Raw genomic sequence first — 21947 nt, forward strand, 5'->3', positions numbered from 1 at the left:
CAAATCAACCATAACAATACAATTATATATGAAAAATAACACTTGGTCAATTCATTTTCTTGCCAAAATTAATATATTATGCTACTTTACGTTGAACGTTCTTTCACAACCAGAGGGAGGAAAACAATGGCAAGACAACAAGTTTTAGTTGAAGATTTGATTCGTCAAGAAGAGGCAAGATTTATTGATACAATGGGAGATCTGGAAGCGCAAAGATCAGCAGAAAGAAATGCTGAACAAGAAATCGATAGCGCAATTACAAGAATGCGCGATACAGTGTCAACTGCTTATCCAAGTATTTCCACTGATGAACTTAATCGGCGTTTGACTGAAACTCGCTTGACTCTTCGTCGCCAAGTCGGACTTGAACCAGCATCTTCAAGACAAAGTCAAATACAGCGATCACCTAGCGAAGAAAGCTTTTCAAGCAAAAATATAAATGCCATCATAGTAATGGTTCTTGCTTTACTCGCAATTTGTGTAGGTGGCTTACTCTTTGGAGCGTATATCGCTGATGACTGGTTAACAACAACAGATCAGCCAGCTGAAACTGAAAGTGATGTGATTGTCTCCATTCTTGCAACGCCATTATTTAATAATATTGAAGCAGATATAACAATCGCTGTAGATAGAGATGTCGATGAGGTTATTCTTTACCGTAATACAAGCGTAGTCAATAAATGGAACAAAGGAACTATTTTTAGTAGCCGTGAAGTTCATACAAGCGGCACCTATGTCTATTTCGCCGAAGTGTTCAAGGACAACAGAAAGACTACCAGCAATCAAGTCCAGGTAGTCTACGGACAACCAAAAGAGGAGGCAAAGTAAAATGACGTTTCTCTGGGCTTTGATCGTAAGTTTGTTTGGCGCACAGAGCCTTGTAATTGACAATCGAAAGACAAGCTACATTTTCCACGCAGTCATTCGTTGCGTTGTTTACTTGGTTTTGATATGGCTCATCCAGTATAAAGTTTTGATCACTTTTGATGGCATCAGAACATTTACGGTAATTCTATGTCTGTTTTTGATCAGCAACGGCTATGATCTATTTATCAATAGTGATTGTGGTGATGGAGAAGTCAGTAATTCAGGACTTGTAACAATGGTTATCGGAATTCTAGTCTTAATTGCTCTGCCAATTTGTACTAGCGATTGTGGCCATGCAGACACGCTTTACCAAAAAGCAGCTTCAATGCAAGTTGATGCAAGCAAGTTCAATCAAAATCCAGTTGATGAAAATCATATTCGAGTTGTGCCAAGAGAAACAGCTTTGAGAATTGCTCGTGAAAAGATTTCTTCAAGCGGTCAAAACTATGGCGCCTATTACCAGTTTGAAGATGCGACAATGACTATTCAGAAGGTTAATGACAGATTGTATTGGGTCGCGCCAATGGAATTTGGCGGATTCTTCAAATCAATGAATGCAGGAAAAACATCACCAGGCTACATCATGATTTCAGCTGAAGATGAGACAGAAAAGCCTCGATTGATTACCAAAAAAGCTGACAAATCAGAAATGAAAATGCTATATCTAATGTCAGCATATTTTGGGAACGCGCTAGATAGATATTTGTATAATGAGCATCCAGATTGGTACCTCGCTGATTTCTCGTTTGAAATTGATGAGCAGTTGAATCCATGGCAAGTGGTTACAGTTCTTGATTGTTTCAAGGGTTACGATTATTACACTATAAAGGGTGTCTTGGTTGTCAATCCGGAAACAGGTGCAGAGAAATTCTACAAAGTAAATGATATTCCAAACTGGGTTGATCGAGCTGTACCTCAAGAATTGGCAATTGATTATTTCAAATGGTGGGGCACTTACAAGCATGGTTGGATGAACAATGTGAATGCCAATCCAGACTTGAAAAAGCCAACAGAAATTGGTGAAAAGAGCGCTGTTGAAATGGTTTGGGGATCTGACGGTGAGCCGTATTGGTTCACAGGCTTTACCTCAATGAATGACAATGATCAATCGCTAGTCGGCAAAGCTTTCATGGATTCAAGGACTGGCAAGTTCTTCTTTCTTCCTGCAAGTGGTGCAACTGAAGAGCGAATTGAAAGCGATATCTTGGCAGCACTTGGCAAGCAAGTTGTTGAGCAATCACCAACTGAGCCTATTCCTTACAATATGTATGGTCAGCCAAACTGCTGGGTTGCACAAGTGATTTCAATGTCAGGAAAGAGTCATTCCGGAGGAGCTCTTGTTAAAATTGCAATCGTAAATGGTGATACATCTTCACCACCAATTCTGGCTGATAGCAAAAAGGAAGCACTGACACTATTCAAAAAGACTTTGTCACAACGAGGAATTCAGGCAACAGTCAGTGACACAAGCGAAGTCAAAGAATACAAGGGTAAGATTGACCGCCTTAGCATTATCCCGCAAGAAAAATCAACCAGCATTCGCTTCAGTCTCGAAGGAATGCCATTGGAATTTGCTTGTGATGTCATGAAGTCTGATCAAAGCAAGACATCTTTGACACTAGCCAAGCCTGGTGATGTTGTCAGTGTCAAATACTTTGAAACCAAAGAGCGAGTCGTGACAGTTGATGATTACACAGTAGAAGGACAATCCCCAATTATCTCGCCAAATCAAGAAAGATCTGACGAAATGATGAGACAACAAGAAGAGTTAGAGCAAGAGCAAGATCCACATAGAGTTCTTCCAGGCCTAGAGGGACTAGAAGAAATAGTCAATCCAAATAGTAGAAAGCCAGATTGGCGAGGTCTTATTCTCTACTAATATTTAATATCTTTGTACCTTATTTAACCGCAATCGCGGTTTTTTTATTTTCAGAGCGTCAGAACGTCAGACCGTAGGACCGTCAGACCGTCTGAGCTTCGGAACGTCGGAACGTCAGATCGTCAGACATTAGAACTTAAAATTTATAAGTTTAAAAGTTTAGATTTTGGATTGCTTAGCCTCGAAATATTAAAGATTAAAGCTGTCGGAACTCTCCGACTAATTTTCTATAGTCCAGCCCTCAAACAAGATACTCCGAAATCCGACGTTCTCACATTCTGATTTCCTACGCTCCGAAGCTCCTACGCTCTGTTCTTATCCTGTGCATAACTATAGGATAACCTGTGTTTTAGTGCCTTTTAGCTGTTGGCAATTTAATTGAATAAGTGTTACAATTATGTCGGAAGTGTCGGACATTTCCGACAGTAGCTTAAATAAGGCAAAAAGTCTGTTTCTGCTCAAAATGTTCCACGTGGAACATTCGTGGAGCGTCGGAACGTCAGAACGTAAGAGCGTCAGATCGTCAGTTCGTCGGACGGTCGGACCGTCGGACCGTCGGAAAATCCTAACTCAGGATTATAATCCAATGCCTAGAAATTCCACGTCCAACGCTCAAACATTCATACGATCTTCCGTTCTGACGTTCCGACGCTCCGACGCTCCGACGCTCATCACACAAATATGGACATCCGCGAATCGTTACAACAATTTGGTCTAAAACTCAGCGAGTCAAATCTTTACCTCGCTGGTTTAAAGTTGGGCAAAGCAACAGTTAATGCCCTGTCAAAAGAAGCCAATGTAAAAAGAACAACAGCTTATGACAGTTTAGAGAAGCTAAAAAAAATCAAACTTACAAAAGAGTACAAAAAGGGGAGATCTACAATCTATGAAATGAGTTCTCCTGAAAGTCTTCGCGATACATTAAAAATGCAAAGAGAAAAATTAATAGAACAAGAAGTCCTACTCACCGACCTTATTCCTAATATCAATGACTTTTTGAAATCAGAAACAAAGGTTGAAAATATTAAAAAGTGTGATAAGATTGAAGACATCAAGCAGATTTTGTTCGATCTTTTCTTATCTAAAGACAAATTGCTAATCATGGGATCCGACAAATACTTAAGCGAATATTTAGATAAAATGAAATTCCTAGATAAATTTTTAAGTCAAAGAATCTCTAAGAACAACAATATCTATATCGTTACTGATGCAAAAGACATTGTTACTGGTAAATACCCTGCTGATCAATCATCTCCTCATTACAAATTTACGCCTAATCAGATTGACTTCAAATCATTAATTTTAATTTCGGGAAATCGTTTCTTGCAAATTCATTTCAACGCAAAAGTTACAGCACTATATATAGAAGACAAACATTTTATTTCAGCAATGAGATATTTCTTTCAATTCTTGTGGAATTCATTGAAATAGAAGCAGATCTGGCGCTGATTTCGAACGCAGATGCGACGCTGATAACTCTAAATTTAGTTTTGCGAGTATAAAATGTTCCACGTGGAACATTTTGGGAACGTGGGAAATGAGAGATGAGAAATGGGAAGTTGTTCCCACATCCCACTTCTCACGTTCACGCTTCACATTTTCGGGACATAGTATACCGGTAGTACGCGTCCTTCGGGAGGATGTAGACTGAGTTCGATTCTCAGTGTCCCGATAATCGAATAACAAAATAACAAAATTCTAAATAACAAAATTGCCGACGTCGTAATTTAGTTATTTAGCATTTAGCCCGCCTGCATCGCTATGCGAAGCATTGCGGGCAGGTTATTTATAATTCACGCTGGGCCTATATTATAGTGGTAATATATCGCATTCGCATTGCGGGGACGCGAGTTCGATTCTCGCTAGGTCCAAATCAACTTTTAACAATTAACAGTTAACATTTAACAATCGCAAAAAGTGTTAATTGTTAAAAGTTAATGGTTAAATGTTAAAAGGGCAATTAGCTCAGTGGTAGAGCGTTCCGTTCACATCGGAGAGGCCAGTGGTTCGATACCACTATTGCCCATTCAAAATAATTTTCAATTACCAATTTACAATAAATTTCCAATATTTAATTTTCAATATAAAACAAAATGTTCAAAAAAATCATCAAGAATTCATATTTATACTTATTTTACGCCTTTCTATTTACAATTCCTTTTCAAAAGCGTCATATATTCAATTTAGCGACTGCAAAAATAGGTGATATCTTTGTTGAATGGCAAACAATCACTATTTATGCGTCAGATATTTTGTTTGCATTATGCTTGATTTTTTGGGTAATTAATTTAATTCTTGTCAAAACAAAAAAGCAAGAAAATCACCCTACGGGTGACCACTCGAAGGGTGGCAATAAAACAAACCCTTTCATATTCATATTGCCGATAGCAATCTTCTTTTTCAGCTTAATAAGTGTTTTTGTCAACTATAATAACTATTTAGATCACAATGTTGCGATCTTCAGAATGATCAAGCTAGCAGAATTCATTCTGCTTATTATTTTTATAATCTTAAATTTAAACACAAAAAAGAGGCTTATTTCAGCCATTTATGTTCTAATTACATCAGGTGTGTTATCTTCAATCTTAGTCATTATTCAGTATTTAAAACAACAGACTCTAGGATTAACAATATTAGGCGAGCCATTAGTATTACCAGTACTTCAAAATGTTGCCAAAATAGTCCTAGACAATGGCAATGTGATTATGCGAGCTTATGGCACTTTTCCACATCCGAATGTTCTAGCAGGCTTTTTGCTAGCAAGTATGGTAATTCTGATAGGATTAATGATTTATCAGCTCAATAATTATGGCTTAGATAAGCCAAAATATAGAATATTGACAATTTTGCTAAGTTTTGGTCTAATTTTAGAATTCATTGCTTTCATCTTTACATTTTCAAGAACAGCTTGGATTGCCTTTGTTATAGCTTTAGCAATCTTAGTTATTAGTTTAAGAAAGAAAATAGTCATTGCTCTAAATAATATCAAAACAAACAGCTTTTATCACCCATTTATCATTATAATTTTGGCAATTATATTCATCATTGTTGCGCAATGGCCACAAATTACTGCACGAGCAGCAATCGCTGATCAAAATGGCGACAAAGCTGTTTCAAATCGCGCTTTTTACAATCAGATTTCATTTAACATGATTAAGTCTCATCCATTTTTTGGAATTGGCTACAATAACTTCACTAGCCAAATGTCAAAATATACAAATCAAAAAATTGAATGGTGGCAATACCAGCCGGCACACAATATCTATTTGCTGATTTTTGCAGAATCTGGAATTTTCAGTTTGTTGTCATTTTTAGGGCTAATTATTGTTATTAGTTATCAGTTATCCGCCTTTGCTTTCGCTTCGGCGGACAAGCAAGTTAACAGTTCGATATTTAATTTTGTTTGTTTTAGTATTCTCGTTGCTTTTCTTTTTATCGCATTATTCGATCATTATTTATGGACGATTCAACAAGGTCAACTATTATTTTGGCTGGTACTTGGTTTAACAGCAACAAAAATTAATCAACAAAAAATCGAGAAATAATCTCGATTTTTTTAAATTAATTTTTATAATTATTTTACAATTCCATTTAGCATGTTGCTAGCAATATTTCCTAAGAAATTTGTACTTAGATCATAATAATACATTGCAACAGAGATTCCAATCAAAACAAGAGTCAAAATAATCAAATTTCTTAAATCTTTGTTAATGTAACTTGTCTTAAGGGACAAAGAATTTGTTTCAGCACTTGTTTTATCGCCATTTAAAATAGCAGTATAAGATTCTTTTTCAGATTTTTGATTTTTGTACAAATTCTTAATGTAATCAAGATTCTTTTGTCTTCTTTCTTCTTTCTTATTATTCTTTGACATAAAATTAGATTAATTTATTTAAAGATATAATAGCAACAATTAAAAATAATTTCTATAGAAAAACAAAAAGCCCAGGAAAAACCTGGGCAATTTGTTTAGAATGGAAAGAGCAAATATTATTTCAAATCTAATTATATTGAAAAATAAAAATTAGTCAAGATAATTATCAACAGCAAAAAATTTTAAAATTTTAAAAAAGCATGCTATATTAAATTAACAAAATTATTTACTAATTATTTAATAAAAAACATGGAAAACAAAGCTCGAAAAGCAGCGATCGTTTTGTCAGCTGTTGCTTTTGCACTTGTGCTCACTGGAGCAGGTTGCAAAAAAAGTTCAACAGAGACTGCTACAACAACAGAAAAAAATTGGACATCATCAACTGAAAAAGGCTCAATTCCAGACAAAGCAATTTCTGGAAAAATCAATGGCAAGAATGTTACAATCGCAAATGTAGCAATTACTAAATTTGACGGTAAGTATGATTGGGCTTTTTCAAATCAGGCTCCATCAGAAGCATGCGGAGTAGTAACAGGCAATGATGCAGTAAATATTAGCATGAAGACATTACAAAAAGGCACATTTGAAAAAACTGTTAGCGAAGAATTACCTTTCAATGATTACAGCTCATACTATTATTACAACCAAGAAAATGGCACACCAATGAGCATTAACACAAATTGGGATGCAAAAGTTGTAATCACAAATATTGATGAAGCAGCAAAGAAAGTAACAGGCTTTGCAAAAATCAGCTATGATGATACAAAGACAGAAATTTCTGGCGCATTTACTGCTGACCTTTGCGAGTAAAAAAAGTTAAATAAGTTAGACTAGTTAGACTAGTTAAATAAAAAAGGCGAGCAATTTTGCTCGTCTTTTCGTTTATGTTTGCTAGAATCGGCTAAGGTTGGAGTGAGATTTAATGAAAAATCTTTTTAAAGATCAATCATTTAAACCTTAGCCAGTTTTAGAAAACGAGTTTACCAGTAACTAGTAATTAGTAACTAGTAACTCGAATTACGATTCTCACAATCTTGAAATTTCTTTCAAGACTCTGAGAATCCGCCAGCATAATATAATAAAAATATGAATAATCGCTAGCGGAATAATGTGCTTCTTAGGGAACAAAATATTAGGGAACAAAATTCTTTCTAGGAATGGTAAACGTACCCCTTTCCATCCATATCCCAGACGTAGATCTTCCAGCCGTCAACGTTGTCCTTAGCCGTCGACACCATCGGGTAGGAGCTGTTCAGGATGGTCATCTCGAGCATCCCGTACAGAACGATCGCCATCGGGTAGTTCTTGTGGTAGCACGAGGGCACGTACCCGACCTCCTGGACACACGCGATGGCTTTCTGGTAGAGAACAAATCCAAGCGCGTCCAGTCCGTTCACCTGGTTCGTGATCATCTGCCTCTCCGTTGCCTGTTCTCACAGGCTCAAGTGGCTGCACTTGCAGCATCATGATGACATTTTATCAGCATGATGCTACAAGTCAGATGTTTTAAAGATCCTCACAATTTTGGAAACTAGTAGAGAGTAATACACTCATGTTCCAAAGCTGTGGGGATCCTGCAAAACTTACGTCTTACAGGAAAGGTACAATCGCCGAGAGAGGATCTCGACTTCCCGTTGCCCTATTCGTAGAATCAGGCATTGGGCAATCAATGTTCAGGCGAGTAAACCGTACAAGCACGCAGAAGCAATGATGAGGGCGAAAAGAAATACACCATCAAGCACCAGATTCTTGATCATTTGTCGTTCCTCCTGAAAGATCCTCACAATTTTGGAACAAGAGATTTCAGAAGGGGAAGGGATTTCCTTCCGACCTCCGACATCCGATTTCCGATTTCCAAAGCTGTGAGAATCCGCCAGAAAAAATAATTGAATATTTTACTAGCGGAGAAAGTACCAACAATAATAATGAGCACAGGTGGTCCATTCTTCCGAGTCCTCCGCCTTCTGCTACAACTCAAGCTCTGCTTGGTCGTCGTATGCAGATTAAGGCTGAACCTTGAGGACGAACAAAGCCTTACAGCTTTGCCCTTCTCGGACCGCGGGTTTTGCAGGGAACCCATGGTTAAACCCTCCAGCAAGTCTTAACGCTCTTGCTGGTAGCGTGACACACTACTTTTCGTCCATCTTGAACGAAAAGTCGTGGACTCCACCAAGCTTATCCTGCACCCTGACGTACAGAGTGCCGTAAGTGGGGATCCGACCCGCCGTGCACGCGTATGTGCGGCTCTCGACGTTTCCCGAGGCGAACAGACTCGCCTCGCGGATGATGTTCCTTCCCTCCTCCGCCAGGAACCAGGTCCTGGCGATCTCGCCCGTCCAACCGGGCATTGGTCCACCGACCAACGCCAAACACTCATCCATCCTCGTCATAAAACTCTCCTTCGCCCTTTTTTAGGGCGGCTTGCCTCCAGATTGACACCGAGTGAAATCTCGGTATGGTCACTCTGTCGGCTCTTTTCAATCACCATCATAATGATTATTGAGTAATCAACATAATGGTGATTAAAAAATATTTTAAAGATCCTCACAATTTTGGAAACTAGTAGAACAAGGGATTTCAGAAGGGGAAGGGATTTCCTTCCGACTTCCGACATCCGATTTCCGATTTCCAAAGCTGTGGGGATCCTGCAAAACTTACGTCTTACAGGAAAGGTACAATCGCCGAGAGAGGATCTCGACTTCCCGTTGCCCTATTCGTAGAATCAGGCATTGGGCAGGAGTTAGCTCAGTGATTGATGAAATACCACATGAGGTAGGAGACGACCATCCCAACGCCTACGCCGGCGAGGAATGTGACTGCGAGTTTTGCCTTCAAGGGCAACAGATCCCATTCGCTCTGTGGCATGACGCCCTCCTAGTTTGAATCCTCACAATTTTGGAATAGTTTCCGACTTCCGAAGCTCTAAAGCTCCGACGTTCCAAAGCTGTGAGGATCCGGCAAAATATAAATAACAAAGTATTAAATAGATTGCCGAAAAAGAAAGGGTGCCCTATTTCAATACCGCTTGCGCAGTAAAGAAACAAAGCGTCCTAGAGTATATGCCATTTCACTGGCTAGCTAGTCAAAAACAAGGCGTTTTTGACGGATGCGCTAGCGAAGTGAAAAGTTCATAAAGTCCATAAAGCTATAAAGTACGGAAAGCTGGCAAGCATCAGAATCAGTTCGTGGAAGAATCAGATATCAGAGTTCAACGCTCTGACGTTCAGACGCTCCGAAGTCCCGACGTTCCGAAGCTCCCACGCTCCCACGCTCCCACGTCCAACCTCCCAGGTTTTGTCCCAAAAAAATAGGACAAGCCAATATTTGAAAGAGTGATCAAATACTGACTTGTCCGAATTTAGCTTCTTCAAGTTACTAGTTACTAGTAACTAGTAACTAGCTCGCTTGGATCTCACTCCAATATTTTGCTTTTTGCCACATTTCGTGACAATAAGCTATATTCACTTTTAAATAACAATTTTTATTGTATAATCTATTATACGCTAGTATTGTTATTTTGTCAAGGGTATTTCCAAAATATCAATTGTTTTTGGCTTATTTAAAGCAAATTAAAAATTAGATTTCTTATATATTTTACATAATAAATTATATACAATATATGCTTGATTTATTTTTGAAATGTATTAAAATAAGAACTGACGGGGTGTAGTATACCGGTAGTACACGTGCTTTGGGAGCATGTAGACAGGGTTCAATTCCCTGCACCCCGAAAATAATAACTAAATAAAATGAAGTCTCTAAGCCTTCGGCAAGAAATAATTACTTACCGAAAAAGTGGCTATTCCTACGGGATGATTAGCAAAAAATTTGGTTTATCAAAAAGTACCCTTAGTACCTGGCTTAAAGAGATTCCATATACACCTAATAAAGAAGTTATTGATAGAATTGGAAATGCTCGTATGCAATCTGCCACATCGAAGCACAATCAGATGATGGCTGATATACAAAAAATGAGAAAAGTTGCAAAGGATGAATTAGGAAAATTATCAAAAAGAGATTTATGGATGCTTGGAATCGGTCTTTACATAGGTGAAGGCAATAAAGCATATGAACAAATAAGATTAACCAATTCCGATCCAAAAATCATACTATTAGCATTAGAATGGTTTAGAACGTTTTGCAATCTTAAAGAAGAAAATTTTAGAATTAGAATACATATTTATCCAGACATAGTTCCTGATGAAGCACTTAAATATTGGTCAAAAATAACAGGTCTCGCTGAAAAAAATTTTGATAAAATTCAAATTGATAGACGTACTAATAAAGTAGCCAAAAAAAGAAGAACGCTTCCATTCGGCACAATTCAAATAGTTATAAAAAGTAATGGTAAGAAAGAATTCGGAAAAAGTCTTCATCGAAGAATCATGGGTTGGATTGATAATTCTTTAGAACAAATAAATGTGCGGGTGTAATTTAATGGTAAAATATCTCTTTTCCAAAGAGATTACAGGAGTTCGATTCTCCTTACCCGCTTATTAAATATTAAAAATTTCAAATTTTAAAACAGCATTTAACTCGCTGTTTTTTATTAACAAAAAACATAATTAATAACATTTTCCATAAAATAATTATTATGTTATAATAATTCAAAAGACTACCATATCAAAAACAAAAATGAATTTAACAAAAGAACAGCTTGTCCATATTCTAGTTGAGACTAAGATGATTGAGGAAACAAAGTTAGACGAGCTGATTGCAACAGCAAAAAAAGAAAATCAAAAAATTGAAAACGTTTTAATTTCATCTGGAATTATCAATGAAACTCTTTTATCGCAAAAATATGCTGAAAGTATCGGTGTGCCTTATGTAGATTTAACAAAGATTTCAGTTAGAAAAGATTTATTATTCCAAATTCCAGAAAGAATTGCTATCGCGAATAATGTTGTTATTTTTGATGAGTCAGAAGAAGGCATAAAAATCGCCATGACAGATCCAGAAGACTTGCAAACTATTGAATTTATCAAAAAACAAATTCCTGGAAAAAGACTTCAAGTTTATCTTGCTACAAAACAAGGAATGCTTTCAGTTTTAAAACAATACAAAAAAGGTTTACAAGCTGAATTTAATGAAATAATTGATCAAAGTTTAGCAGCAACAAAAACTTCAGAAAAAGATTTAAAAAAAATGGCTGCCAATCTTCCAATCGTTAGAATTGTTGATACTTTGTTAGAACATGCTGTTTTACAAAATGCCAGCGATATACATATTGAGCCATTAGAAAAAAAGGCAATAGTTCGTTATCGAATTGATGGCATTCTTCATGATGTTATCGTCTTGCCAAAAGAAATCATGCCAGGCATTGTTGCTAGAATAAAAATATTAGCTAATTTAAAAATTGATGAACATCGTCTTCCTCAAGATGGACGTTTCAAAGTAGAAAAAGAAGGCTACAAATTTTCTTTTCGTGTTTCTATCTTGCCAGTCTTTGATGGTGAAAAAATAGTCATGCGTTTATTATCAGAATCTACTGAAGTTTTAACATTAGAACAACTTGGCTTGCAACACGATGCCTTAAAAAAAGTAAAACTCAACATTCAAAAACCATATGGAATGGTTTTGATCACAGGTCCAACAGGTTCAGGAAAGACTACTACTCTTTACGCCATTATGGGAATTTTAAATACTCCAGAAGTAAATATTTCAACAATCGAAGATCCAATTGAATATCGAATGCCAAGAATTAGTCAAAGCCAAGTCAAACCAAAAATTGGCTTCACTTTTGCCAATGGACTTCGCGCTCTTCTTCGTCAAGATCCAGATATTATTATGGTTGGAGAAATCAGAGATACTGAAACAGCAGGAATGGCAATCAATTCTGCTTTAACTGGTCATCTTGTATTATCAACACTTCACACTAACGATGCCTCAAGTGCTCCAACTAGACTTATTGATATGGGTGCAAAACCATTTTTAGTTACTTCAACTTTGAATGTCGTCATTGCCCAACGTTTAGTCAGAAAAATTTGCACTAATTGTATTGAAAAATACAAACTAGACAAATCAATTATCAAGGTTTTAGATAAAGAATTTGGAATTGACCATCTAATGGAAGCACTACTAAAAAGCAAAATTACCACAAAACCAAAACCAATTGAAGAAATAGAATTTTCCAGAGGCAAAGGCTGTGATCAATGCAATCAAGAAGGCTACAAAGGCAGAATCGGAATTTACGAAGTCTTCGAAACTTCTCCAAAGATCAATGAACTCATTTTAGCAGATGCTGAAACCTCCAAAATAAGCAAACAAGCTCAAGATGAGGGAATGTTGACAATGGCTCAAGACGGTTTTGTCAAAGCAGTTACTGGGATCACTTCAATTGATGAAATACTCAAGGTTACTAAGGATTAAAATCCTAAATCCTAAATCCTAAATAAATACAAATGACCAAAAATTAAAGGTCCAAAAGGTTTTGAAAATTTGGAATTTAGATTTTGAATTTGTTTAGAAGTTAAAAGCGACCTTAGAAGCTTTTAACGAAATTAGTGCTTAGAATTTATTGAAGTTATGCCAAAGTTTAGCTATCTAGCCAGAGATAATCAAGGTAATATTAAAAGAGGCGAATTAATTGCGCCTAATGAAACATCCTTAGCAAAAGTTTTAAGAAGCAAAGGTCTTCTTTTAACGCACGCCGAAAGCGAACAAGCAAAAAAAGCCTTTTTTAATAAGAATATTTCAGGTTTTCTTGGAAAAATTACTATAACCGACAAAATTCTTTTCACTAGAAACATGCAAGTCATGATTAAGGCTGGCTTGCCAATTTCTAAAGCACTAGAAATTCTTGTGAAACAGACATCCAAAAAAAATTTTAAAGCAATAATTTCTGATATCTCAAATAATGTTCAAAAAGGTCGAAGTTTTGCAGATAGTTTAGCTCTTTATCCAAAAGTTTTTCCGCCATTATATGTTAATATGATTAAAGTTGGAGAAATTGGTGGAGAATTGGAAAAAGTATTAGACCAGCTTGCAACACAAATGAAAAAAGACAGCGATCTTTTATCTAACATAAAATCAGCAATGATCTATCCAGTAATTATCTTAACTTTAATGATTGCAGTAATTATTATCATGATTATCTTTGTATTGCCTGAACTTGCTAATGTTTTTCGAGATATCCAAGCTGATTTACCTCTTACAACAAGAATGATTATTGGCTTCTCTGATTTTATCAGTAAATATGGAATTTATGTCGCTATCGGCATTGTCGCTTTAGGTTTTACAATCTATATAATTCTAAGAACAAAAGAAGGACACAGAAATTTTCACAAATTAATATTGATTATTCCAGTTTTGGGACCAAACGTAAAAAAAGTTAATCTTGCTCGTTTTGCTAGAACTACTAGTACGTTGTTAACAAGTGGTGTTCCAATTATTAACACTTTAAATATTACTGGTGAAGTCTTAGGTAATGCTATGTATAAAGAAGCCGTACTTGCTGCTGGTTCTGAAGTTAAAAAAGGTTTGCGTTTAGTTGAAGTTTTAGACCAAAATAAAAAATTATTTCCTCCTCTTATTACACAAATGGTTGCTGTTGGCGAGGAAACAGGCAATTTAGACAATATTTTAAAAGACGTTGCTGATTTCTACGAAACTGATGTTACTCGCACTACAGAAAATTTATCTTCAATTATCGAACCTATTTTAATGATAACTTTAGGAATCGGTGTCGCTGTCATGGCTGTTGCTATAGTTTCACCAATTTACTCGATGATGGAAAAGATCTAACGCTAATTCCTAATTTCTAAACACTTTAGGGTTAACGATGTTTTAAAATTAAAGCATTAAAAATTTAATAAAAATTAGAAATTATAAATTGAAAATTAGTTGCAAAAAGACAAAAAATACAAAAAATTTGAGAAAGGATTCACATTAGTAGAAACATTAATCGCTCTCGCCATACTTGCTATTATTTCAGCAGGAATTTTTGGTATTTTTCAAGCTGTTAGCAAAAGTTCAAATATTTATGAAACAAGGACAGTTGCTACTGGATTAGCCAATGAACAAATGGAATTGATAAGAAATTTACCTTATCTTCAAGTTGGTACAACAGAAGGCTGGCCACAAGGTAATATTCCTTCAACTAGTCCTGCACGAAATATTAATAATGTTAATTATACTGTTCATACTGATGTTCAATATGTTGATGATCAATTTGATGAATTAGCTCCAAATGATCCATATAATGCTGATTATAAAAAAGCTCGCGTTTGGGTGACTTGGGACACATATCCAAGTACAAATCCAGTAACACTTGTTACAACTATTGTTCCAAAAGGACAAGAATCAATTGAAAATGGCGGAACATTATCTTTACAAGTTTTTGATAATGTTGTTGCTCCTGTTTCTCAGGTTAGCGTACATATCGAAAACAAAAGTTTAATACCAAATATCGATATTAATACTCAAACAAATAGTCAAGGCGAGCTTGTTGTTCCAGCTTTGCCCGTTGATACTGGAAATAACTACTATATTAGAGTTAGCAAAACTGGTTACACTTCTGATTATACAGTTCCAATCACACAAGAGGATCCAAGTCCAACATTGCCAAATCAATCAATTCAGCAAGGCACAATTACTGAAGTCAGCTTTACAATTGATAAAGTCAGCCGTTTGACAATCAATGCTACAGGTACGCAAGGCGGAGGAAGTTGGTGGGACGTTGGCTATCAATACCGAAAACAAATTACAGTTCACAATAATAGCGCAAATATTCTTCCAGCTCATTCAACAGTTGCCTTGAATTTAGACCATTATTCTTTAGTCCAAGCAAATAAATCATTAAGTAATGGCAATGATATCAGAATCGTATATTTTGATGGTTCAACTTGGCATGATTTAGATCGAATAAATTCAACAGATTGGAATCAGAATGGTACTGAAACAAAAATTTGGTTTGCAACTCAACAAGATATACAAGCTTCAGCATTATCTGACACTTATTTCCTATATTATGATAATAGTTCAGCTTCAAATCCGAACACAAATTTAACTTCAATCTTCACACCAGAACGTGATAGTGATACAGCAGGATTATACTATTTTGAAAATTCAGATGGTACAATAATTACGGATTCATCAGGAAATAATAACAATGGAACAGTAACAAATCCAAACTGGACAGCTGGTTTTAGCGGACATTCATTATTATACGATTTACCATCAGCATATGCCGAAGTTTCTGTTGCTGATAATTCTTCATTAGATATAGAAGGCCAATTAACTTTAGAAGCTTGGGTCAACCCAACATCAATCGCTGGAAATCAAACAATTATCGATCGTTTAAATGATTATGCCTTATGGTTAGACAATGGAATACCTTCATTTGGCGTTTTTGATCAAGTCGCTGGTTTAAAAAGCATTCAAGCAACAGATCCTGTCCCAACAGACACATGGTCATATGTCTCAGGCACTTATCTTCCAGGAAACATGAAAATTTTTGTAAACGGAGAAGAGAAAAATTCTAAAAGTGAAACAGTTACATATCTAGCAGTAAATTCATCGCCTTTGACAATAGGCAATGGCAATAACTTTGGTGAAAAATCTTCTCAATTTATCGGAAAAATTGATAGCGCTAGAATTTCCGATATTATCAGAGTTAATTTTCCATTTAGTTCTATTCCAGATACAAATTTAACTTTGGGTGAAGAAGAAAGCGTGATTGGCGCCAATCCAGTTGCTGGAATCAGCTTAAATATAGTAGGCGAAAGACCAATTGGACATGACGGAGAGGGCAATCCAATCATCAGAAATAATTTTTTAAACCAAACAACTAATGCCTCAGGTCAATTAATCCTAACTGATATTGAATGGGATAAATATACAATTACTTTAGCTAGTGATGGTTACGATTTAGCTGAAATTTCTCCTCCAAATCCAGTCAATATTACACCAAATGAAAATCAAGTTGTAACTTTAGTTTTGGTTCCTCACACTGACAACAGTTTAAAGGTTACAGTTGTTGATAGTTCTAAAGATCCAATCAATCAAGCAACAGTTCATGTAACAAATAATGGATTTGATCAAACAAAAGCTACAGGCTCTGCAGGACAAGTATTTTTTAGCGCTTTAAATCCAGGCACATATAATATAGAAGTTACTAAAGATGGTTTTGAAACAATCACTACAACACAAGACGTTTCAGGTCAATCAAGCCGTGAAATAATTTTAGCACCGTAGATCTAATTAATTGTTAGATTTACATATTTTGCATACTATTTGTAAATTCCTGCCTATTGGCAGGCAGGCGTGCAAAATTAGTGAAAATTCGAGAAATTTTATGTTTAAAATATTTAAAAAAGAAGCAGGCTTAACAGCTCTTGAAGTAGTCATTACTATCGGAATAATGGCATTAATTTCCGGAGCACTCTATGGCTTTGTTAGAGTTACCTTAAAAGCACAGCAAAAAAGTTTCGCTGATATCAAAGCAGGCGATGAAGCAAGAAAAGCAATTCTCTCACTTGCTGATAATCTTCGTGATACAATACAATCGTCAAGTGGTAGTTATCCAATACAAAACGCCGCAAATCAATCAATTACTTTTTTTTCAAATGTTGATCAAGATGACGAAGTTGAAAGAGTTCGATACTTTTTAGACGGAACTGATTTAAAAATTGGAACGATTGAACCACAAGGTGTTCCAGTAACTTATCCTGTTAATCAAGAAAAAATTAGAACAGTTGCACATTACATTCAAAATGGCGCTAATCCAATTTTTTATTATTTTGACAAAAATTATACTGGCACTCAAGCTGCAATAAATCCAAATAACGTTGGCGAAATTAGATTAATAAAAATCGTTGTCATCGTTGATGCCAACCCAAACAGTGCTCCTCCTGCTACAACAATGGAAACAGAAGTTGGATTGAGGAATTTAAAAGACAATCTCTGAAAAATTTTTAATTTCTAATTACTAATTTTTATTAAATTTATAATATCTAATTATTAAACAACTGCGACAAGATAGTTTTGAAAATTTTAGCATTGAAAATTTAAAATTATGAAAAGTAACAATCATAATCAAAAAGGCCAAGCCCTAGTCGTAGTCCTTGTCTTCACAAGTGTTTTTATGATTGTCGCAATTGGTTTATTACAACTTGTTGCTACTTTATACAAAACAGCTGTCAAAAAACAAAGTTCTTTGCGTGCCTTGCAGATTGCCGAAGCTGGAGCAAATTATTACAAATGGCGACTTTCTCATTCACCAGAAGATTATTCTGGATCTGGAGATTACGATTATACAGACCCTTATGGAGGTATAATTGGTCATTATAATCTACAAATTACGCCTCCAATTTTAGGTTCTACAATAGTTACAATTAGATCTACTGGTTATTTAAATGATGATCCAAACGTTCATCGCACTATAGAGGTAAAATTTGGAAAAAGGTCATTATCAGATTATAGTTTTTTTACTCATAGCAATGTTTGGTTTGGTGAAGATGAAGAAGTAAAAGGTAAAGTCCATTCAAATGGTGGTATTCGGATGGATGGAGAAGGCGATTCTGTTGTCGAAAGCTCAAGAGAAAAATATATCTGTGGACCAGAACATGGTTGCAATTATGTTGAACATGATGGAGTCTGGGGTACTGGAAAAATCCAAGAATTATGGCATTTTCCTCCAATTTATCAAGTACCAACAATTGATTTTAATTCAATAAGTGTTGATCTTGGCGGTGCAGGCGGGCTTAAAGAAAAAGCACAATCAGCAGACGGAGATTATATCGGTTACTCAGGTAGTTTTGGTTATCGAATAAAATTTAATACGAATCCAGCGACATATGATCTTTATCGAGTTACAAGTACAATACCTACATATGGATATGATTTTAGTGATGGTTGGAAATGGAGATACATTGACATCCGTAATCAAACCTACGTAGCTACATATCCAGTTCCTGAGAATGGCATAATCTTTGTTGAGGATCAAGTCTGGGTTGATGGCACTGTCGAAGGTAGAATTACTTTAGCTGCAGCAAATTTTTTGGCAACTGGCTCGGATCGTAGTATAATAATAAATAATAACATTGATTATCTAGAAAAAGATGGTAATCACGCGTTAGGCCTTATTGCTCAAAAAGATATTTTAGTTCCATTGTATAGTCCAGAAAGATTAGAAATCGATGCTGCTATGATTGCACAGAAAGGACATGTTTTTATTTATAATTATCAAGCTTCTAGATATGGGGCAAATACAGTAGTAAAGGACTATATAGAAGTTTATGGCAGTATCGGATCATATAATATCTGGACTTGGTCATGGGTTAACGCGCAAAATACAGTTATTTCAGGTTATAAACAAACAGAAACATTATATGATAATAATCTGACGTATGCAGCTCCGCCAGATTTCCCTCAAAAAGAAGAATATGAACAAATTAGCTGGAAAGAAATCCACTAAAACAAAATTTACAAATCCCAAATCTCGATGGCAAACAAACTACAAACCACAAATCACAAACTTTTAGCTATTTTTTGTAATTTGTCATTTGTATTTTGTTTGTAATTTGGAATTTGGAATTTCAACACTATGTCAATTTTCACTCCAAAAAAACAAGCCTTTGGCATCGAAATCAGCGATGCTTCAATAAAAGTTCTCCAATTAAAAAAGGGAGGCAAGTTTTATAAACTCGTAGGTTACAATGTTTTAAAAATTCCTCAAGGAATAGTCGTTTCTGGTGAAATAAAAGATTCTAAACTCCTAGCTTCATATATTCAAAAAGCAACAAATAGTGCAAAACCAAAAAAAATTTTTATTTCAAATGTAGTTTGTTCTCTTCCAGAAAACAAAACCTTTGTTAGAATACTAGAAATTCCTCAAATGAGCAAAGAAGAATTAAGCGAAGGAATAAAATGGCAAGCAGAGCAGTATATTCCATTGCCAATTGATACAGTATATCTTGATTGGCAAATTATCGAAACAATAGATAGCAGACAAAGGATATTAGTTGCTGCAGCTCCAAAAAAAATTGTTGATAGTTATATCAATGTTTTGAAGATCGCTAGATTAAAACCACAGGTTTTAGATCTTGAAGAAGCAGCTGAAGCAAGAGCTTTGATTCCAGAAAATCAAAAAGAGGCGAGTCTCATTGTTGATATTGGTGCCACAAAAACAGTTTTCTTTGTTCAAGATCGAAAAATTGTTCCATTCGCTTCAAATACTCAAGAAGTTTGCGGTAATAAGTTCACCGAAAATATCAGCAAAGCTTTAAAAATAAATATCGAAAATGCCGAAGCAAAAAAAGCAGCTTGTTGCAGTCCAGATCTTTCAAATGAAGAAAAAACGTTATTGCAATCAATTTATCCATTGTTTGACTCACTTGCAACTCAGATTATTAAAATAATTGGCTATTACCAAAATCATTTCAAATCCGCAAATCCAATTAACAACATAATTTTATGCGGTGGAGGAGCCAATATCTCCGGAATAGTTCCTCATCTTACTTTGAAATTAAAAATGAAAATCTCAATAGCGAATCCACTAACTAATTTACCAGTCAAAAAAAGCTTGCCAATCAATAATCAAGACTTGCTTAGCTTAACAACAGTTATTGGTCTTGGAATAAGAGGCGCAGAGATCGTGAAGTATAGTAAATAGTAATTAGTAACTAGTAACTAGACTTTCGTTTCGTCAGTTTCTAGTTACTGATTACTAATTACAAGTTACAGCAAAACACAATGATCACAATCAATCTATTATCATCAGAAGAAAAGAAGGATATTTCCTATGAAAAAAACAACATTTCTTTAATAGGCTCTTTTGTGATACTTGGTTTTATTATTGCATTATTAACTTTTGTTATTATAACAATTGAGGATGTTCAAACAGGTAATCTAGATGCATTAACTTCTGAAACAAAAAATATTGAAAAATTTTTAAATCAAACTGGAAATCAGCAAATTGAATCAAAGATGAGGCAAATTAATTATTATTTAAGTACGATTAAAACAATTAAAGGCGATCGAACAAATTTTTCGAAAACAATTGTCGAAATTGCAAATCAAACTCCAAATGGTATTAGACTATTTGACATAAAGCTTAATAAGACAGACAAAAATTTTGAAATTTCCGGAAATGCAGGAACAAGAGACGAATTAATATTATTTACGAGCAATCTTGAAAAAACAGGTTACTTCGAAAATATAGAATCACCATCCTCAAATTTGATCAGTCCAACAAATGTTAGTTTTAAAATAACAGGAAAATTAACCGATAAAGCTTTAAAATGACTAGCAAGTCATTCTGAGTTAGATTTATTGATATCAATAAATCTAACAAATGAAGAATCTCGTGAATATATTAGGGATAATCATTGCCAACAGAATAACAAAAACTAAAAATGCAAAAATTGCAAAAAACATGGCTTACGATCGGAATCAGTCTTGGAATAGTTTTACTATACACAGGACTTATTATCTATCCTCAAACTTCAAACATTCTTGATCTCAACAATAAAATTTATCAAGAAAAAATCAGGCAAGAAGGATTGAAGATCCAAGAAAATGATATTAAGCAAGCCAAAGACAAAGAACAGAATATTGATACAATCTTAGATCAGCTTTCAATCCATTTGACTACAAAAGATGATATTGTCAATTTTATAGTTGATCTCGAAAATATCGCCAAACAGACAAATAACGAGCAAACAATAAACATTCTAGAACAAACAAATGCTCCTCAAATCAAAAAAACAGAAAAAGAAGATACAACAAATACAGACACGAGTACAAATACTTCAGTTACCACAAATCCAACTCAGGCCAATCCAACTAACAATTTCATCGAAGTAGAAGTTAAATTGCAAGGCTCGTTCGAAGACTTAGTTGCCTATCTTAACGAGTTAAAAAAAGCGACTACTCTAACTGATGAAACTTCCTTAGACAGCCAACTTGCAGAGCTTGCTACAACAAAAACTAGTACTCAAGTTGTTCAAAACGAAGCTATGCCAACAACAAGTGAGCTTTCAACAACTCTTAATCTTAAAGTATTTATAAAAGACCAAAATGCCACAAAATAGTCCAAAAAAAAGCCAAAATATTAGCGATTATTTTCAAAACAATAACAATAAAATGATCATTTTAGGTGTTTTTATAATATCCCTATTATTTATTATCTTTGGAACATGGATTTACTTCGTTACTTTTATTATTCCACAAGAACCAGTAGTAAGCGATATCACTCAAAAAAGACTAAAAATCGATACTGAGCAATATCAAGACGTGATCCAAAGCCTAACTAATGACCAAGAATCAATAACACTTACGCCAAACAAAAACCCGTATAAATAGAACCTTCTACCCTGCCCGTGCCTG

General features: G+C 35.2%; 17 protein-coding genes and 5 tRNA genes. 20 read left to right on the plus strand and 2 right to left on the minus strand.

Features of this window, described 5'->3' with window-relative positions; all coding sequences use genetic code 11:
• Positions 1-78: 78 nt before the first annotated feature.
• The 7 genes from WC663_00305 (at position 79) to WC663_00335 (ending at position 6291) form a co-directional block, all read left to right on the plus strand.
• Positions 79-828: a hypothetical protein gene (locus tag WC663_00305; GenBank protein ID MFA6295782.1), complete on the plus strand. Its 750-nt coding sequence runs from the start codon at positions 79-81 to the stop codon at positions 826-828.
• Position 829: 1 nt separating this feature from the next.
• Positions 830-2746, plus strand: coding sequence for a hypothetical protein (locus WC663_00310; GenBank protein ID MFA6295783.1), 1917 nt, complete (start codon positions 830-832; stop codon positions 2744-2746).
• Between the two features lie 681 nt (positions 2747-3427).
• Positions 3428-4177, plus strand: coding sequence for a helix-turn-helix domain-containing protein (locus WC663_00315; GenBank protein MFA6295784.1), 750 nt, complete (start codon positions 3428-3430; stop codon positions 4175-4177).
• Positions 4178-4347: 170 nt separating this feature from the next.
• Positions 4348-4418, plus strand: a tRNA-Pro gene (locus tag WC663_00320).
• A 128-nt stretch (positions 4419-4546) separates the two neighbouring features.
• Positions 4547-4617, plus strand: a tRNA-Ala gene (locus tag WC663_00325).
• Between the two features lie 83 nt (positions 4618-4700).
• Positions 4701-4772 (plus strand) — tRNA-Val (locus WC663_00330).
• Between the two features lie 67 nt (positions 4773-4839).
• Positions 4840-6291: an O-antigen ligase family protein gene (locus WC663_00335; GenBank protein ID MFA6295785.1), complete on the plus strand. Its 1452-nt coding sequence runs from the start codon at positions 4840-4842 to the stop codon at positions 6289-6291.
• A 29-nt stretch (positions 6292-6320) separates the two neighbouring features.
• Here WC663_00335 and WC663_00340 read toward each other — a convergent pair whose 3' ends face one another.
• On the minus strand, positions 6321-6620 hold the full coding sequence (locus tag WC663_00340; GenBank protein MFA6295786.1) for a hypothetical protein: 300 nt from the start codon (positions 6618-6620) through the stop codon (positions 6321-6323).
• 249 nt (positions 6621-6869) lie between these two features.
• Between WC663_00340 and WC663_00345 the strand changes: the two genes are divergently transcribed.
• On the plus strand, positions 6870-7430 hold the full coding sequence (locus WC663_00345) for a hypothetical protein (GenBank protein MFA6295787.1): 561 nt from the start codon (positions 6870-6872) through the stop codon (positions 7428-7430).
• Between the two features lie 341 nt (positions 7431-7771).
• On the opposite strand, the gene WC663_00350 is transcribed toward WC663_00345, so the two are convergent.
• Positions 7772-8032 carry a hypothetical protein gene (locus WC663_00350; protein MFA6295788.1) on the minus strand — a complete coding sequence of 87 codons (261 nt, stop codon included), beginning with the start codon at positions 8030-8032 and terminating at the stop codon, positions 7772-7774.
• Positions 8033-10280: 2248 nt separating this feature from the next.
• Here WC663_00350 and WC663_00355 point away from each other — a divergent pair.
• The 12 genes from WC663_00355 (at position 10281) to WC663_00410 (ending at position 21923) form a co-directional block, all read left to right on the plus strand.
• Positions 10281-10351 (plus strand) — tRNA-Pro (locus WC663_00355).
• Positions 10352-10369: 18 nt separating this feature from the next.
• On the plus strand, positions 10370-11053 hold the full coding sequence (locus tag WC663_00360; protein MFA6295789.1) for a helix-turn-helix domain-containing protein: 684 nt from the start codon (positions 10370-10372) through the stop codon (positions 11051-11053).
• Positions 11044-11114: transfer RNA gene (locus WC663_00365), tRNA-Gly, on the plus strand. The genes WC663_00360 and WC663_00365 overlap by 10 nt, the downstream gene beginning before the upstream one ends.
• Positions 11115-11255: 141 nt before the next feature.
• Complete coding sequence (locus WC663_00370) at positions 11256-12989, plus strand: GspE/PulE family protein (GenBank protein MFA6295790.1); 1734 nt, start codon at positions 11256-11258, stop codon at positions 12987-12989.
• Between the two features lie 156 nt (positions 12990-13145).
• Positions 13146-14363: a type II secretion system F family protein gene (locus WC663_00375; GenBank protein ID MFA6295791.1), complete on the plus strand. Its 1218-nt coding sequence runs from the start codon at positions 13146-13148 to the stop codon at positions 14361-14363.
• Positions 14364-14462: 99 nt separating this feature from the next.
• Positions 14463-16814 carry a LamG-like jellyroll fold domain-containing protein gene (locus tag WC663_00380; protein MFA6295792.1) on the plus strand — a complete coding sequence of 784 codons (2352 nt, stop codon included), beginning with the start codon at positions 14463-14465 and terminating at the stop codon, positions 16812-16814.
• Positions 16815-16914: 100 nt separating this feature from the next.
• Entirely contained in the window at positions 16915-17526 is a 612-nt protein-coding gene (locus WC663_00385) for a hypothetical protein (GenBank protein MFA6295793.1), read from the plus strand.
• A 108-nt stretch (positions 17527-17634) separates the two neighbouring features.
• Positions 17635-19035 (plus strand): hypothetical protein, encoded by a 1401-nt coding sequence (locus WC663_00390; protein ID MFA6295794.1) that lies wholly within the window; start codon positions 17635-17637, stop codon positions 19033-19035.
• A gap of 129 nt (positions 19036-19164) precedes the next feature.
• Entirely contained in the window at positions 19165-20232 is a 1068-nt protein-coding gene (gene pilM, locus WC663_00395; GenBank protein ID MFA6295795.1) for a type IV pilus assembly protein PilM, read from the plus strand.
• Positions 20233-20312: 80 nt separating this feature from the next.
• Positions 20313-20864: a PilN domain-containing protein gene (locus WC663_00400; GenBank protein ID MFA6295796.1), complete on the plus strand. Its 552-nt coding sequence runs from the start codon at positions 20313-20315 to the stop codon at positions 20862-20864.
• A gap of 110 nt (positions 20865-20974) precedes the next feature.
• A complete protein-coding gene (locus WC663_00405; protein ID MFA6295797.1) occupies positions 20975-21652 on the plus strand; it encodes a hypothetical protein in 678 nt (225 codons plus the stop codon).
• The gene (locus WC663_00410; protein MFA6295798.1) at positions 21639-21923 is read left to right on the plus strand and encodes a hypothetical protein; all 285 of its coding nucleotides are present in this window, start codon (positions 21639-21641) and stop codon (positions 21921-21923) included. The genes WC663_00405 and WC663_00410 overlap by 14 nt, the downstream gene beginning before the upstream one ends.
• Positions 21924-21947 lie beyond the last annotated feature (24 nt).

The sequence above is a fragment of the Patescibacteria group bacterium genome (genome assembly GCA_041662665.1).
Taxonomy (GTDB): domain Bacteria; phylum Patescibacteriota; class JABMPQ01; order JABMPQ01; family JAQVVF01; genus JAQVVF01.